This is a genomic window from Erythrobacter sp. KY5, assembly GCF_003264115.1.
In the GTDB taxonomy this organism is placed as follows: domain Bacteria; phylum Pseudomonadota; class Alphaproteobacteria; order Sphingomonadales; family Sphingomonadaceae; genus Erythrobacter.
In genome coordinates this window covers 1,117,257-1,131,545 of the sequence record NZ_CP021912.1, presented here as the reverse complement: position 1 = coordinate 1,131,545, position 14,289 = coordinate 1,117,257, and the positions used below count along the sequence as shown (strand labels likewise).

13 protein-coding genes are annotated in these 14,289 nt (G+C 62.7%); 7 read left to right on the top strand and 6 right to left on the bottom strand.

Going from position 1 to position 14,289, the window contains the following annotated elements; genetic code table 11:
• The first annotated feature begins 64 nt into the window (after nucleotides 1-64).
• Nucleotides 65-1,492 (top strand): ribosome biogenesis GTPase Der, encoded by a 1,428-nt coding sequence (gene der / locus CD351_RS05415; RefSeq protein ID WP_111991654.1) that lies wholly within the window; start codon nucleotides 65-67, stop codon nucleotides 1,490-1,492.
• Complete coding sequence (locus CD351_RS05410; RefSeq protein WP_111991653.1) at nucleotides 1,492-1,986, top strand: DUF2721 domain-containing protein; 495 nt, start codon at nucleotides 1,492-1,494, stop codon at nucleotides 1,984-1,986. The genes der and CD351_RS05410 overlap by 1 nt, the downstream gene beginning before the upstream one ends.
• A 46-nt stretch (nucleotides 1,987-2,032) precedes the next feature.
• Here CD351_RS05410 and bfr read toward each other — a convergent pair whose 3' ends face one another.
• Together bfr and CD351_RS05400 are read right to left on the bottom strand one after the other, a co-directional pair.
• Nucleotides 2,033-2,533, bottom strand: coding sequence for a bacterioferritin (gene bfr, locus CD351_RS05405; protein WP_111991652.1), 501 nt, complete (start codon nucleotides 2,531-2,533; stop codon nucleotides 2,033-2,035).
• Nucleotides 2,534-2,693: 160 nt separating this feature from the next.
• The gene (locus CD351_RS05400) at nucleotides 2,694-2,909 is read right to left on the bottom strand and encodes a bacterioferritin-associated ferredoxin (protein ID WP_111991651.1); all 216 of its coding nucleotides are present in this window, start codon (nucleotides 2,907-2,909) and stop codon (nucleotides 2,694-2,696) included.
• A gap of 246 nt (nucleotides 2,910-3,155) precedes the next feature.
• On the opposite strand from CD351_RS05400, the gene CD351_RS05395 reads away from it, so the two are divergent.
• Complete coding sequence (locus CD351_RS05395; RefSeq protein ID WP_111991650.1) at nucleotides 3,156-3,857, top strand: hypothetical protein; 702 nt, start codon at nucleotides 3,156-3,158, stop codon at nucleotides 3,855-3,857.
• 13 nt (nucleotides 3,858-3,870) lie between these two features.
• Here the strand turns inward: CD351_RS05395 and CD351_RS05390 are convergent, their stop codons facing one another.
• Both CD351_RS05390 and CD351_RS05385 read right to left on the bottom strand, forming a co-directional pair.
• Entirely contained in the window at nucleotides 3,871-5,163 is a 1,293-nt protein-coding gene (locus CD351_RS05390) for a DUF418 domain-containing protein (RefSeq protein ID WP_111991649.1), read from the bottom strand.
• Nucleotides 5,164-5,266: 103 nt separating this feature from the next.
• Nucleotides 5,267-6,244, bottom strand: coding sequence for an SPOR domain-containing protein (locus CD351_RS05385; protein ID WP_234027240.1), 978 nt, complete (start codon nucleotides 6,242-6,244; stop codon nucleotides 5,267-5,269).
• Between the two features lie 301 nt (nucleotides 6,245-6,545).
• Here CD351_RS05385 and CD351_RS05380 point away from each other — a divergent pair, with 301 nt between their 5' ends.
• The 3 genes from CD351_RS05380 (at nucleotide 6,546) to CD351_RS05370 (ending at nucleotide 9,491) form a co-directional block, all read left to right on the top strand.
• Entirely contained in the window at nucleotides 6,546-7,274 is a 729-nt protein-coding gene (locus CD351_RS05380) for a ParA family protein (protein WP_111993610.1), read from the top strand.
• A gap of 15 nt (nucleotides 7,275-7,289) precedes the next feature.
• Complete coding sequence (locus tag CD351_RS15675) at nucleotides 7,290-7,949, top strand: hypothetical protein (RefSeq protein ID WP_162627624.1); 660 nt, start codon at nucleotides 7,290-7,292, stop codon at nucleotides 7,947-7,949.
• Nucleotides 7,950-8,018: 69 nt separating this feature from the next.
• The gene (locus tag CD351_RS05370) at nucleotides 8,019-9,491 is read left to right on the top strand and encodes an SPOR domain-containing protein (RefSeq protein WP_162627623.1); all 1,473 of its coding nucleotides are present in this window, start codon (nucleotides 8,019-8,021) and stop codon (nucleotides 9,489-9,491) included.
• Between the two features lie 383 nt (nucleotides 9,492-9,874).
• On the opposite strand, the gene CD351_RS05360 is transcribed toward CD351_RS05370, so the two are convergent.
• Nucleotides 9,875-11,110 carry a dihydroorotase family protein gene (locus CD351_RS05360; RefSeq protein ID WP_111991644.1) on the bottom strand — a complete coding sequence of 412 codons (1,236 nt, stop codon included), beginning with the start codon at nucleotides 11,108-11,110 and terminating at the stop codon, nucleotides 9,875-9,877.
• Nucleotides 11,107-12,135 (bottom strand): aspartate carbamoyltransferase catalytic subunit, encoded by a 1,029-nt coding sequence (locus CD351_RS05355; protein ID WP_174214247.1) that lies wholly within the window; start codon nucleotides 12,133-12,135, stop codon nucleotides 11,107-11,109. Before CD351_RS05355 ends, CD351_RS05360 begins: the two co-directional genes overlap by 4 nt.
• A 214-nt stretch (nucleotides 12,136-12,349) precedes the next feature.
• On the opposite strand from CD351_RS05355, the gene sppA reads away from it, so the two are divergent.
• Nucleotides 12,350-14,239, top strand: a complete 1,890-nt coding sequence (gene sppA, locus CD351_RS05350) for a signal peptide peptidase SppA (RefSeq protein WP_111991643.1) — start codon at nucleotides 12,350-12,352, stop codon at nucleotides 14,237-14,239.
• Nucleotides 14,240-14,289 lie beyond the last annotated feature (50 nt).

Below are 14,289 nucleotides of genomic sequence, written 5' to 3'. Positions count from 1 at the left end.
ACGGCTGCGACCCGCGACTCTAGAAACTTGCCAAGTGGCGTGTGAAGCGCCACTTGCGAGGCAAATGAAACCCCAGGTCATCATCATCGGACGCCCCAATGTGGGCAAGTCGACGCTGTTCAATCGGCTCGTCGGCAAGAAACTCGCGCTGGTCGATGATCAGCCGGGCGTGACGCGCGACCGCCGCATGGGCGACGCTGAAATCGCGGGGATGAAATTCACCATCGTCGATACGGCCGGTTGGGAGGATGAGGACGAACTCACCCTGCCCGGCCGGATGCGCAAGCAGACCGAGGCGAGCCTGGAAGGTGCCGACGCAGCGCTGTTCGTGATTGATGCACGCGCGGGCCTGAACCCGCTCGACGAAGAAATCGCGCGGTATTTGCGCGAACATGACGTGCCGATCGTGCTCGTCGCCAACAAGGCCGAGGGTTCGGCAGGCGAAAGCGGCGTGCTCGAAGCTTATTCGCTCGGCTTTGGCGAGCCGCTCGCTGTGTCCGCCGAGCATGGCGAGGGCATCGCAGACCTGTTCGGAGGGCTGTGGCCCATTATCGGCGAGAAGTCCGAGGCTGCCGAGATCGAGGACGAAATAGAGGAGAGCGAGGACGAAGACGCCCCGCTTGGCCCTCTCAAGCTCGCAATCGTGGGTCGGCCCAATGCGGGGAAATCGACGCTCATCAACAGGCTGCTGGGCGAAGATCGCCTTCTGACCGGGCCGGAAGCTGGCATCACGCGCGATTCGATTGCGATCGACTGGGAGTGGACTGACCCCAAATCCGGCGAAACGCGCGAAATTCGCCTGATCGATACGGCTGGCATGCGCAAGAAGCGCAATGTGGTCGAAAAGCTCGAGAAGCTTTCCGTTGCCGATGCGCGCCGCGCGGTCGACTTTGCCGAAGTCGTCGTGCTGCTGCTCGATGCGACGCAAGGGCTTGAGCACCAGGATCTCAAGATCGCATCGCTCGCCCTTGAAGAAGGGCGCGCGCTGATGGTTGCGATCAACAAGTGGGACGTGGCCGAGGATGCCTCCGCACTGTTCAACGGGATCAAGCAGGCGCTTCACGATGGGCTTGCGCAGGTGCGCGGGCTTCCGGTCATGTCGGTCAGCGCGAAGACCGGCAAAGGCCTCGACGCCATGCTGGGCGCGGCCTTCACCTTGCGCGACAGCTGGTCGAAGCGTGTGCCGACCGCCGCGCTCAACCGCTGGTTTGACGACGCGCTCGACGCCAATCCTCCGCCCGCACCCGGAGGCCGCCGGATCAAGCTCAGATACATTACGCAGGCAGGCACCCGCCCGCCGCGTTTCGTGATTTTCGGTTCGCGCCTCGATGATCTGCCCAAAAGCTATGAGCGCTATCTGGTGAACGGCATTCGCTCGAAACTCGGCTTTGAAGCGGTGCCGGTTCGCGTGACGCTGAAGTCGTCCAAGAACCCCTACAACGCCAATCGCGGAGGCGGCGGCAACTATTCCGGGGGATCGTCGAAGACGTGATGCTCGACCTATCACTGGCAGCCAATATCGCGAGCGACCTGCTTGAACGCACCGCCGATACGCCGCGTGTGCTGCGCGCCGTGCAATTGAGCCTTGCGCCGGCGTTCCTGCTGGTTGGGATCGGCAGCATCATGAATGTCATCATGGCGCGCGTCACCTGGATCGCTGGGCGGATTGAAAGGCTCTGCGAAACATCCGACGATGATCACACGTCTGAACAAAGGCGCGAGCTCGACTGGCTCAAGCGCCGCCGCGTTCTCGCCCGGAGCGCGATCAAGTTTGCTACCGCCGCCGCCGTCGTCATCAGCATCGTCATCGCGCTGCTGTTCGTCTCGGCTTACATCGAGACGCGGCTGGGCACGATTGTCGCGGTTCTTTGGGTGACCACCGTCGTGCTCCTGATCATCGGCCTGTTCTCGTTCCTTCGCGAAACGCTCATGGCCTCAGAGGGCCCGCGCGAGCAGCGTTGGCGCAAGAAAAAGGGCGAAGGCTGAAAAAGCCTCCGCCCTTTTTTGCGACGCCGAAAGGCGGTTTTAAACATCAGGCGCCTGCGCCGGTTTCCCCTTCGCCAGCAGGCGCGCTTTGCAGCTGGTTGTAGTTCTGCAAGCCCATGCGCTCGATCATGTCGAACTGCGTTTCGAGGAAATCGACATGCTCTTCCTCGTTGGCGAGGATGTCTTCGAACAGCGTCTCCGACGTATAGTCGCGCACGCTCTTCGCGTATTCGGCTGCATCGCGCAGGAGCGGGATCGCTTCGTGTTCGAGCGCGAGATCGGCTTTCAGGATCTCCTCGACGCTTTCGCCGACCTTCAGGTTGTGAATCGCCTGGAAATTGGGAAGCCCTTCGAGGAACAGGATGCGTTCGGCCAGCCTGTCGGCGTGCTGCATTTCCTCAATCGATTCCTTGCGCTCATATTCGGCAAGCTTGGAGATGCCCCAGTCGGCAAGCACGCGATAGTGCAGCCAGTACTGGTTGATCGCGGTCAGCTCGTTCGTGAGCGCCTTGTTGAGGTATTCGATGACTTTCGGATCGCCCTTCATGGCTCTCTTTCCTTGCAAATTTGAGTTTGCGCCAGGTCAATGCACCGGCGCCAGCAAGGAGACATATAGAGCCTCGCACCCCCTATGCGCAAGGGGATGACAGAGATTTTTCGTTTAAAATCAGGGCTTTGCGACCCATTCGCAATTGCGCTTCAGAAACTTATAATGCGACTTTCTCGCATTCCATCGGCTTGGGAGCGAGGCTGGCGACAAGTGCGCGTTCCTGCTCCAGAATTTCGCCAGCCTTTGCAAGGCATTGGCCGCAATTGGGGCGCTTGCCCAAAGATGCATAAGTCGCCTCAGCATCGCCGCCGCTTGTCAACGCGGCCGCACGAAGGTCGGTTTCCCGGATGGCATTGCAGATGCAGATGTACATGACGGCGCGAATCTCTCCTGCGAGGCGTTTGCAAAAAGGAATATATGCAACTCAATCGCAATAGCAAGCTGATTTGCGCGAAAACCGGCAAAACTCCTCCGGGCCCTGCGCTCACATTTGCAATTGCCCCGGTTCAAAGCGTGGTTAGACTGAACCGCGTTGCGACCATTTTGTGTCGATACGCTTTTGGGATCATGGGCCTTGGCGCGAAGCCGGAACCTCAATTGGCATGCTTGCGGCAGGATAATGCTCGGCGCCTGGGCGCTCGCGCTTGCAGCGTGCTCTGCCGGTCCCGAAAGCGAGCGATCCGCCATCGAAGCGAGCATTTTGGGCACGCCGGGGCAGGAGGAATTGTGGCGCACCATCATGGAGGAATATCCGGAGGATTTTGCCGCGCTGGTCAAAGAGATCGAAACGCTCGACGAAAAGCAACGCAGCGATGAGGCCGCGATCGAAGCGATTGGCGCTCGCTGGGTTCAGGCCTTTTTCGAACGCGTTGCGCCCGATGCCGTGCGCTCACCGCCCAGACAATTGCTCGCCTGGAGCAAGGCAGAGCATGCGCTTTACACCAGCCTCCAGAGCGCCGCGAAACAGCAATGCGCACGGTTGACCATGGGAGAGTGGATCACCATCGACCCTGACAATCAGGAGGCGACAGCGGCAATCGCTCGAAGGAACGCCGCCATGGTGCGCGCGGCTTCGGCTGGCAGGCAGATGCCGTCGCAATATGCCAGCCCGGATGAGGAGGACCTCCAGCAATTCGGCAATGCGATCGCGGCAACGGGCCTTGCCCCGCCGTTGCAGGCTGCCCTTGGGTCGACAGAGCAGATGGAAGCGCTCCCCCCGCCCCAGCAATGCGCCATCGGCGTCGCAGTTTACGAAGCGCTCACCGCGTTACCCGACGAGGATGAGCCCGTCATGGCTGCCTACATGCTTGCGCCGGAATAAGCGGCCTCGCGCGCTATCGTTTCAGAGGAAAGACCTGGCGGTATGTGAGGCAGCGCCACAGCCATTCAAGCGGGCCATAGCGGTATCGGTCGAGCCACGGCTTCGACCACGCCAGCATCAACACCCATGTGAGCGCGGTCACAAGGTACAGTTGCGGGCGATCGAGTTCGCCGAACAGTCCCAATGCCCAGCCGTGAAAGACGAACAGCATCACAATCGAGGTGCCGAGATAATTCGTGAAAGCCGCCCTGCCCGCCGCGCGCACACGCTCGGCCAGCCAGCCGGTCCAGGCGGGTGAATAGGTGACGAGCAGCGCCGCGAGGCCAAGAACCATCGCAAGGCGCGGCAGCGGGCTCCAGCCAAGAAACGCGGCATTGCCTGCGTAGAAGGTGAAGCCTGCCTGCTTAACGATCAGACCAAGTCCGAAATGAGCGAGGCCTCCGCCGATTACGCCTATCCAGCCCCACAGGACCATCCGCGAACGCGTGAATGCACCGCTGAAGAAACCAAGGCGGTAGAGCGCCATGCCGATCAGCATCAGCGGGAAGGTCTCGAAGAAGAACAGCGCAGGATTGACCAAAACCAACGAGGCTTCCTCGCTCACGCGGCGCTGAACAAAAGCGCGGTAATCGCCTGCCTGCTTGATCTCGGTCATCTCGGCATCGTCTTCGAGAGCAGCGGTGATGCCCGCTTCCATCGCTGTGCGCGCTTCGGCCATTCCGGCCGGGTCGCCAACCGGCGTATCGACGACGAGATACGGGAAGGAGAACATCGCCAGATACAACAGCGCGCCGAAGAAATAGCCGACCAGACCGATGACAAGCTGCGACTTCACCGTCCAGCGCATGCACGCGACCGCGATGAAGCCGATCATCGCGTACATGGCGAGGATGTCGCCGATCCAGATGAAGAAAAAATGGATCAGGCCGAAGATCAGCAGGATGAAAAGGCGCCACAATTGCAGCTTGCGCGTGCCGCCGCGCTTCCAGGTGCGCTCCATGAACAGATACATGCCTGCACCAAACAGGATCGTGAACAGGCCGCGCATCTTGCCATCGACAAGAACGAACTGCGCAATCCACATCCAGCCACCGGGATCTCCCGATCCGCCGACGAAGGCGTCAGGGTAGATGTAAGCGTTGAAGGGCTGTCCAAAGGCAACGATGTTGGCGGCGAGGATGCCCATGACCGCGATCCCGCGGATGAAGTCGAGGCTCGAAATTCTCTCGCTGGTTTTTACCGGTGCCTGGTCTGGAACGGCCTCGTCTGAGAAGACTTCCGGTCCTGCCGCAATCGCATCATTCATCTGCGTTACCCCTGATCCCTAAGGTGCTCTACCGTAGCAGCCTCGGGGATCAGGAAAAGCGTTCAGGCGAAAAGCCTGTGATCAAAGCGGCAAGGTGTGGCTTTTAGCTGTCGCCGGCCACGATGCAGCCCTGTCCCTGTCGCTTGAGCGTGTCGCACGCCGCCTGAGCTGCCGAGCGGCTGGAAAAGCCGACGGCTTGCAGCCGGGTGACATTGCCGCCCGGAACCAGTGCCTTGCGCGTGCCGGACAGGGCCGGATTGTTCGAAACCTGTGACCAGAGCCTGTCAGCGTTGCCGGCAACGCCAAACGCGCCCAGCTGCACGCGCCAATTGCCCGATGGGCGCGGCGTTGCGGAAACGGGTGCTGGCGTGGAGGCTTGCTGCGCGGCGACACGCGTTGGTATCGGTGCTGGCGCTGGCTGAGCCGGCGGCGCTACCTGAGGTACGGCTTGTGCCGGGCTCGGAGCGGATGCAGGCACCGCGGCAGGCGGGACCGGGCGCGTGCCCAGATCGACGGCTGCAAGCTGAGCGCTGCGCCGCCCTTGCGCATCTTCTTCAAGCTGGCGAGCAAGCACTTGGGCGCGCTGGCGCTGGGTCAGCGGGATAAACTGGTCCATCTGCTGCAATGCGTTGCTTGCCTGTGGGAGACCTGAACCGTTGGAAAGCGTCATCAACGCATAGGCGCGCACCCAGTCCTTCTGCGCATAGTCCGCGTTGAAATGCGCAAGACCCAGCACGTATTGCGCGCGCGGATCGCCGCGATCGGCAGCCGAACGGATCAGCGGCATCGCGGTGTCCTGCTCGCCCTGCTGGAACAGCAACAGGCCGTAATTGTCAGAGGCCTGGACATGCCCTTTTTCGGCGGCCTCTGCGTAAAGCTGGCGCGCGCGGGTGATGTCGGCATCGACCCCGCGACCAAGGCGATAGGCCTGCGCGAGATTGAAAATCGCATCCGCATCGCCGTTCTGTGCTGGCACGCGCCATTCGGAAACCGCCGTGGCATAGTCACCGGCGCTCCAGGCATCGACGCCTGCCTTCACATTGGCAGCGGCAGGCGCGGCGAAAAGTGCAAGCGCTGCCATGGGGGCTGCGACAATGCCTGCCACATATAGCGATTTGAAAAGGCTGCGATTTACCATCTTAAGTGAACTCCACGCTGTGCACCACGTGCGGGCGATCTGAATATAACGGCCCATCCTTAACCAAATAATGGTTAGCATATCGTTGACCACGTCATGGGCGCAATGCGCGCCATCCCAGCGAAACTGCGGCGTTGAGCAAGCGGCACGATGTTAACCCAAAATTAGGGGTAGTCTGCGATCCATCCTACTCAAGTGTCGCATTTGGGCGGCGCAGATGGTCACAAATCAGGGGGACCGAGCGTTGCGTGTACTCGCTTTGGCATCGCAGAAGGGCGGATCGGGAAAAACGACCCTTTCCGGACATTTGGCTGTTCAGGCTCAGCGCGCTGGCGCCGGTCCGGTCGTACTTATAGATATCGACCCGCAAGGTTCGCTCGCCGATTGGTGGAACGAACGCGAAGCGGAATATCCGGCATTTGCGCAGACCACCGTGTCTCGTCTCGCAAACGACCTTGCCGTTCTGCGTCAGCAGGGCTTCAAGCTTGCAGTCATCGATACACCGCCCGCGATCACGATGGCGATCCAGTCGGTTATCAGTGTGGCAGAGCTTATCGTCGTCCCGACTCGCCCCAGCCCGCACGATCTGCGCGCCGTGGGTGCAACGGTCGACCTGTGTGAGCGTGCTGGAAAGCCGCTGGTCTTCGTGGTCAATGCCGCGACGCCCAAGGCCAAGATCACCTCCGAAGCCGCCGTCGCGCTTTCGCAGCACGGCACGGTTGCACCGATCACGCTCCATCACCGCACCGATTTTGCCGCCTCTATGATCGACGGCCGCACGGTCATGGAAGTCGAGCCGGAAGGCCGCTCCGCAGCCGAAATCACCGCTCTGTGGAAGTATATCTCCGATCGGCTCGAAAAGAATTTCCGCCGCACGGTCTTTGCAGCGCCGGGCACCGCCCACGGCGCAATCAATTCGCAAGGCGGCATGCATCGTCCCGGTGGCGGCTTCGGTCGCCGAGTAGCCCAGTAAGGGAGCGCTGAGCCGATGTCCGAAGCCAGCTTCGCCTCGCTTGGACCGACTTTGCTTGCACGCAAGGGTGGGGCAAAGCCCGCCATGCGTCCGCAACTCGCGCCGCTGCCCGAGATGGTCGAGCCTGAACAGCTCGAAGATCTGGGCTGGAACGACATGGGCCAGGACGACGAAGGTGCATCGCAGGACGGCGCGAATATCGTCTCCATCATCCCGTCGGCGACGCCAGAGGCGAATGCCGATCTGGGTGCAGACAACGATGTCGGCAGCCCGCTGGTGCACCGCCAGCAGCGCGATCTTGCCGATCGAATCCTAGCCGATGCAGCGACCGGCAATGTCCGCGATGAAGAACCGGTCGAAGACGAGCCCGTCGAAACCACGACCCTCGAAACCAGGCCCGTCAAATCCACGCCCGTCGAAGCGCCCGCCAAGGCCAAGCCGACCGCGCGCAAGACAAGCGCCAATGCACGCCGCGCCGCATTCACGCTTCGCCTCGACACCGAACGCCATCTCAAGCTTCGCCTCGCTGCGACGATGCAGGGAGTGAGCGCACAGTCGCTCGTCACGCAGGCGCTCGATTCGATGCTGTCGGAAATCGAAGACCTCGACGCGCTCGCCCAAAAAATGGGTGCGCAGATGGGCGCGCAAATGGGCGCACCGCTCAAAACCACCTGATTTTTTACGAACAACCTCAAGCATTCAACCAAGCCGCAGACAAACATGGTTAAATTGAAGGAAACCAACATGGCCAGCCGTAACCAGGGATTTACCGAAAGCGCCTCAAGCGGTCGCAAACTCGGCCTCTTTGTCAGCACCGCGCTGGCCAGCTTCGCTCTTGCAAGCTGCGCCGGTAGCGCCCCGCCTGCACAGGCGTCCTTCGCCAAGGCACAGGCCGCGCTTGACGCGGGCAAGGTCGACCATGCCATTACCCACGCCGAAGCTGCCGTGCTCGCCGAGCCGCGCAATCCGGGCTATCGCGCGATGCTTGGCGCCGCCTATCTCGAAGCGGGCCGCTTTCAGTCTGCCGCGACCGCTTTCGGAGAATCGATCGAGCTTGGTGAAAGCGATCCGCGCACGGTCCTGAGCTATGCGCTTGCAAAGGTTGCGAGCGGTGACAACAGCGCTGCGCTTGTCCAGCTTTCGGCCTTCGAAGACGACATCGCGCCTGCCGATCTTGGCCTCGCGCTTGCGCTTGCAGGACAGCCGGAACGCGGCGTTCAATATCTGATCAATGCCGTGCGCCATGGTCACAACAGCCCCAAGGCACGCCAGAACCTCGCTTATGCCTATGCGCTGTCAGGCAATTGGCCCGCAGCGCGCGTTATGGCTGCTGAAGATGTGCCCGCCGATCAGCTTGAAGGGCGCATGGCAGAATGGGCGGCAGTGGCCCGTCCTGAAGATTACCAGATCCGCGTGGCGACGCTGCTTGGCGTTACCCCGGCCTACGACACCGGCCTGCCGCAGAGCCTTGCCCTGTCGAACTTCCCGGCGATGGCGACCATGGTTGCAGAGGCGCAAGAGCAGGGCGACTTTGAAATCGTCGAAAGCGATGAAGCGCCCGTCGCAATTGCAGCGGCCCAGCCGCTCAGCGATGCACCCATGCCGTTCGGCATTGCCGGCATCGACACCGTGAATGTCGAAAGCGGTCCCGTGGTGCAGTCGGTCGATCCCGATGAAGCAGCCGCCGCTCCGGTTCGCGTGGCGCAGGCTCCCAAGCCCGCTCCTTCGCCGACCTCCGCCGCTCCTGCTCCGGTCCGCATGCCTGCGGTTGCCGCAGCGCCTTCGCGCGGCGCTCCTCGCTTTGTCTCGAACGCTGTCGTCCAGAACGTTCCGGCAGCACCAGCACCGCGAGCTTCGGCCCAGCGCGCTCCGCAGGCAGCGCCCGCTCCGCAGCAGCGCCGCATGGCAGTTGCCAGCGGTTCGGCGGCCACTCACCTCGTCCAGCTTGGCGCGTTCGACAATCGCCAGGTGGCCGAGAACAAGTGGGCCGAATTCCAGCGTCGCTATCCTGATTTGAAGGGCCGCGACGTCGTGATTACCGAAGCGCTGGTCAATGGCCGCACCTATTTCCGCGTTGCCGCCGCCGGTTTCGAGTCGCGCAGTGCCCGCTCGATGTGTTCGACGCTCAAGGCAGGCGGCACCGGCTGCTTTGCCTATGCCGCATCGAACCCGCCCGCAGGTGCGGTCGATCGCGGCGTGCGGATTGCCGCTCGCTAAGGGATTTCTTGCATCCTCTCTTGATTGAGAGCTTCAGCGAAACTTCTCCCGGTGGCCCAGCCACCGGGAGTTTTTTCATCTGCGCAGCGAGTGCGTTCGACACCTTCGATGTCGCAAGGGCGATCGCCCGCCCGCAGGTGCCCGTAGCGAAGCGGAGGAACAGCGCCGAGGATGATCGCCCGGATGGGCGATCTCAGAGCAAGATCGCTGGTTTTCCTACTCGAGATCTGATCGGTACAAGACAGCTGGCAACGCAGCGCCAATCGCGGGAATAGAAAGCTGATCGGAAAGTCACACCTCCCACAAGCAATCCACCTTTATATCAGAGCTTTACCTACAGTTCAGTTTTTCCCAAACACCCACTTGCGCGGTCCACGCGCCGCTCAAAGCTCAACCGCGACACCGCCCTTGATAAGCGCCCTCACCCGGCCTTGCGCGCCTTGCCGGTCGAAAGGTGTGTTGTCCGCGGTGGCTTCCATCTTGGTTCGGTCGACAAACCAGGGCGCGTCAGGATCGATGACCGCCACATCTGCCTCTCGCCCGACTTCGAGCACCCCGGCTTGTACGCCAAGCAGGGTCGCAGGATTGGCGGCGAGCAGGTCGAAGGCGCGGCTCAGGTCGATCACCTCATCGCGAACCAGCCCCAGCACCATGGCGAGCAGCGTCTCTGCTCCTGCCATGCCGGGCGCCGCATCGGCGAAGGGGAGCCGCTTGTCCTCTGGCCCGCGCGGATCGTGGCCGCTAGCGATGACGTCCACCGTGCCATCGGCAATCGCCGCGCGCGCAGCCTGCCGGTCGGCCTCGCTGCGCAAGGGCGGCGAGAGGCGTGTGAATGTACGGAAGTCGGCTGTCGCGAGGTCGGACAGCATGAAATGCGCAGGCGTAATACCGCATGTGACCGCCAAGCCGCGACCCTTGGCCGCGCGCATGAGGTCGAAGCCAGCGGCGGTCGTCACCTGCCGGAAATGCACCCTCGCCCCGCTCATCTCGGCAATCGCAATATCGCGCGCAAGCGCCAGCGTCTCGGCCTCGGCAGGCGCGCTTGGGAGACCAAGCCGCGTTGCGACCTCGCCTGCGGTGGCGGCGGCTTCGCCCGCGATCCCGCTATCCTCGGCATGGGCGACCACGACGAGGCCCAGCATCGCGGCGTACTGGCACAGGCGCAGCATGACGCCGCTATCGGCGATCCACTTGCGCCCGGTCGCAACACCGCGCGCGCCCGCATCGCGCATCAGTGCAATCTCGGCGAGTTCGGCCCCTTCGAGCCCGCGTGTCGCGGCGGCAAGCGGATGAACCCACAGGTCAGGCTTCCCGCTCTTGGCGATGTAGTTGACCCGGCTCGGATAATCGAGCGGCGGGGACTGGTCAGGCATCAACGCCGCGCGCGTTATACCACCAAAATGGAAGGCAGGCTTGTCGACCGCGAAGACACCGAAATCCACGATGCCGGGCGCAATCAGCTTGCCCTTGGCGTCGATCACTTCGTCGCCATCGCGGGCGCTGATGTCAGCGCCCACAGCCTCGATCAGGCCGTCGGCCATGCGCAGTGCGCCCGCTTCGACGCCGCCGGGCGTGACGAGCTTGCCGCCTGTGATGGTAAGGGGCCGTGCCTGCTTCATGACCAGCCCTCCACACCGCGCGCGCTTCGGGTCAGCACGTCGAGGCATGCCATGCGGATCGCGACGCCCATCTCCACCTGGCTGGTGATGATCGAGCGGTCGAGCATATCGGCAACGTCGCTGTCGATCTCGACACCCCGGTTCATGGGGCCGGGATGCATGACGAGCGCATCGGGCGCCGCGCGCTTCAGCCGCTCCCGGGTGAGGCCGTAGAGATGGTGATACTCGCGCGCCGAAGGGATGAACTGGCCCGCCATGCGCTCCGACTGAAGCCTCAGCATCATGACGACATCGCTGCCGTCGAGGGCTGCGTCGAAATCGTGGAAGGGCTGCGCGCCCATCGCCTCAACCCCTCGCGGCATCAGCGCAGGGGGAGAACACAGGCGCACACTTGCCCCCATCGCCTGAAGGCACAGGATGTTGGAGCGTGCGACGCGGCTGTGCAGGATATCGCCGCAGATCGTGATAATAAGCCCGGTAAAGTCAGCGAGCGCATCGCGGCTGCCCCGCCCCTGCTGCGCCAGAGCTTCGCGCAAAGCCAACGCGTCGAGAAGGCCTTGCGTCGGGTGTTCGTGCTGTCCATCGCCTGCGTTCAAGACCGGGCAATCGACCTTGTCCGCGATCAGCTGCGTCGCGCCGCTCGACCCGTGGCGGATCACGATGGCATCGGCGCGCATGGCATTGAGCGTGATCGCCGTATCGATCAGGGTCTCGCCCTTCTTAACGCTCGACTGCGCGGCGTGCATGTTCACCACGTCCGCACCCAGCCGCTTGCCCGCGATCTCGAAAGACAGCAGCGTGCGGGTCGAGTTCTCGAAGAAGGCGTTGATGATCGTAAGGCCGGAGAGCAGCTCGGTGTGCTTGGTGCGCTGGCGGTTCAATTCCACCCACTGCGCTGCCTGATCGAGAAGGTAGAGGATCTCGTGCCGTTCAAGCTGGCCGATGCCGGTGAGATCGCGATGCGGAAAGGCAAGCCGACCCGCGGGAAAGCGGTCAGCTGCGCTCGAAGTTGGCATGTTGTCCATCAAAGCCACGCCCTTAGTCGAGTGCTATCGAACGCTCAACCCATCACGCATGCGGTTCCCCATGGAACTTTGCGTCCATCGAGCTTATCTGATGAACACACCAGGCCACCCGCTCCCTCCGCCCTTCCACCCGGATTGTCACACCGGAGTATGATCCGGGTGGAAGGGCGGAGGGAGCGGGTGGCCCGGTAGCACAGAAGGAAATGCAAACGTAATGAGCTTCATCGGCAAGGCATGGAAAGTCATCGTCGGAATCAAAGACGCGATGGTCATCGTGTTCCTCCTGCTGTTCTTCCTTGCCCTTTTCAGCATCCTGTCGGCCACTCCCAATCCCGGACAGGTCCGCGAAGGCGCCCTGTATATCGACATGTCGGGATACGTTGTCGAAGAGCGCGCGACGGTCGATCCGATCGCCACCTTGCTCAGCGGCCGCGCGCCGCCGGTCGAATTGCAAGCCCGCGACCTTGTCCGCGCTCTCGACGCAGCCGCCAGCGATGATCGGATAAAGGCCGTGGTGATGGACATGACCGCCTTTGTCGGCGGCGGTCAGGTGCACATGCAGGCCATCGGCGAAGCCATGGACCGGGTGCGCAAGACGGAAAAGCCGGTGCTTACCTATGCCATCGCTTATGGTGATGATCACATGCACCTTGCCGCGCATGCCAGCGAAGTGTGGGCTGATCCGCTTGGCGGCGCAATCATCGCAGGCCCGGGCGGCGCGAACCTCTATTACGCCGAACTGCTCGACAAGCTGAACATCAACACCCGCGTCTACCGCGTGGGAGAGTTCAAGTCGGCGGTCGAACCCTATATCCTCAACGGTCCGTCCGACGCCGCGCGCGAAAACCGCGAGGCGCTTTACGGCGCGCTGTGGGAGGAATGGCAGGCGAATGTGAAAAAGGCCCGCCCATCACTCGATCTCGACCGCGTGATCGGCGATCCGGTGGCATGGGTCGAAGCGTCATCGGGCGACCTTGCCGAGGCGGCGCTTGAGGCAGGGCTGGTCGACAAGCTGGGCGACTCGGTCGAGTTCGGAACCCGCGTCGCAGAGATCGTCGGCGAGGACACCTCGACCAAGAAACCGGGCACTTATGCCAAGAGCGACCTTCGACCGTTCCTGGCCGATATCGGCAACGGCGATTCCAGCGGAGAGATCGCGGTTGTGACTGTTGCAGGGACCATCGTCGATGGCGATGCAGGTCCGGGCGCAGCGGGCGGTGCACGGATCGCAGGCCTTCTCAACGATGCGCTCGCCACCGATGACATCAAGGGCCTTGTGGTGCGGGTTAACTCGCCCGGCGGATCGGTCCTAGCCTCGGAGGAAATCCGCCGCGCGGTCCAGCGTTTCCGCGACAAGGACATCCCCGTCGCGGTTTCCTTCGGCAATGTCGCCGCAAGCGGGGGCTATTGGGTCGCCACGTCAAGCGATCGCATCTTCGCGCAGCCTGAAACCATCACCGGCTCGATCGGTGTGTTCGCCGTCATCCCGACCTTCGAGGACGCGGCAGCCGAGATCGGCGTCAACGCTGAAGGCTTTCGCACGACCCCGCTTTCGGGCCAGCCGGATATCATCGCCGGCCTCTCACCCGAAGTCGATGCGATCCTGCAGGCGAGCGTCACCGACACCTATAACGACTTCCTGACCCGCGTCGCCGAGGCGCGTGGCATCACGACCGAGCAGGTCGATACGATGGCGCAGGGCCGCGTCTGGGACGGCGGCACGGCGCGCCAGCTTGGCCTGGTCGACCAGTTTGGCGGATTGCAGGACGCGATCAATTGGGTCGCCGAGAAAGCCGAGCTTGAAGAGGGTTCGTGGAACGCGCGGTTCCTCGGCTCGCAGGAAGCCAGCTACGATTCGCTCATCCGCCAATTGATGACAGACACGTCAGCGCCTGCTGCTCTCACTGGATCGGGCGATCTGTTCTCGCTCGCCGCCCACCAGCGCGAGGCGCTTCTGGGCCAGATCACACGTGACGCGCAGCTGCTTGCCGGGACAAGAGGCGTGCAAGCCTATTGCCTCGAATGCCCTGGCGAAGCGCGGCCCATTTCGCCGCGCGAGCAAGGTGGCCTGATGGAACTGGTCGCAACGTGGCTGGGCCGATAGCCTCAACGCAGCCTCAGCTGCCCAACGTGATGCTTGCAATAGGGCCAGCG

Excerpts from the sequence above, each read along its gene's own strand:
- der (WP_111991654.1), top strand. The coding sequence starts at position 65 with ATGAAACCCCAGGTCATCATCATCGGACGCCCCAATGTGGGCAAGTCG.
- CD351_RS05410 (WP_111991653.1), top strand. The coding sequence starts at position 1,492 with ATGCTCGACCTATCACTGGCAGCCAATATCGCGAGCGACCTGCTTGAA.
- bfr (WP_111991652.1), bottom strand. The coding sequence starts at position 2,533 with ATGAAGGGCGATCCGAAAGTCATCGAATACCTCAACAAGGCGCTCACG.
- CD351_RS05400 (WP_111991651.1), bottom strand. The coding sequence starts at position 2,909 with ATGTACATCTGCATCTGCAATGCCATCCGGGAAACCGACCTTCGTGCG.
- CD351_RS05395 (WP_111991650.1), top strand. The coding sequence starts at position 3,156 with ATGCTCGGCGCCTGGGCGCTCGCGCTTGCAGCGTGCTCTGCCGGTCCC.
- CD351_RS05390 (WP_111991649.1), bottom strand. The coding sequence starts at position 5,163 with ATGAATGATGCGATTGCGGCAGGACCGGAAGTCTTCTCAGACGAGGCC.
- CD351_RS05385 (WP_234027240.1), bottom strand. The coding sequence starts at position 6,244 with ATGGCAGCGCTTGCACTTTTCGCCGCGCCTGCCGCTGCCAATGTGAAG.
- CD351_RS15675 (WP_162627624.1), top strand. The coding sequence starts at position 7,290 with ATGTCCGAAGCCAGCTTCGCCTCGCTTGGACCGACTTTGCTTGCACGC.
- CD351_RS05370 (WP_162627623.1), top strand. The coding sequence starts at position 8,019 with ATGGCCAGCCGTAACCAGGGATTTACCGAAAGCGCCTCAAGCGGTCGC.
- CD351_RS05360 (WP_111991644.1), bottom strand. The coding sequence starts at position 11,110 with ATGAAGCAGGCACGGCCCCTTACCATCACAGGCGGCAAGCTCGTCACG.
- CD351_RS05355 (WP_174214247.1), bottom strand. The coding sequence starts at position 12,135 with ATGGACAACATGCCAACTTCGAGCGCAGCTGACCGCTTTCCCGCGGGT.
- sppA (WP_111991643.1), top strand. The coding sequence starts at position 12,350 with ATGAGCTTCATCGGCAAGGCATGGAAAGTCATCGTCGGAATCAAAGAC.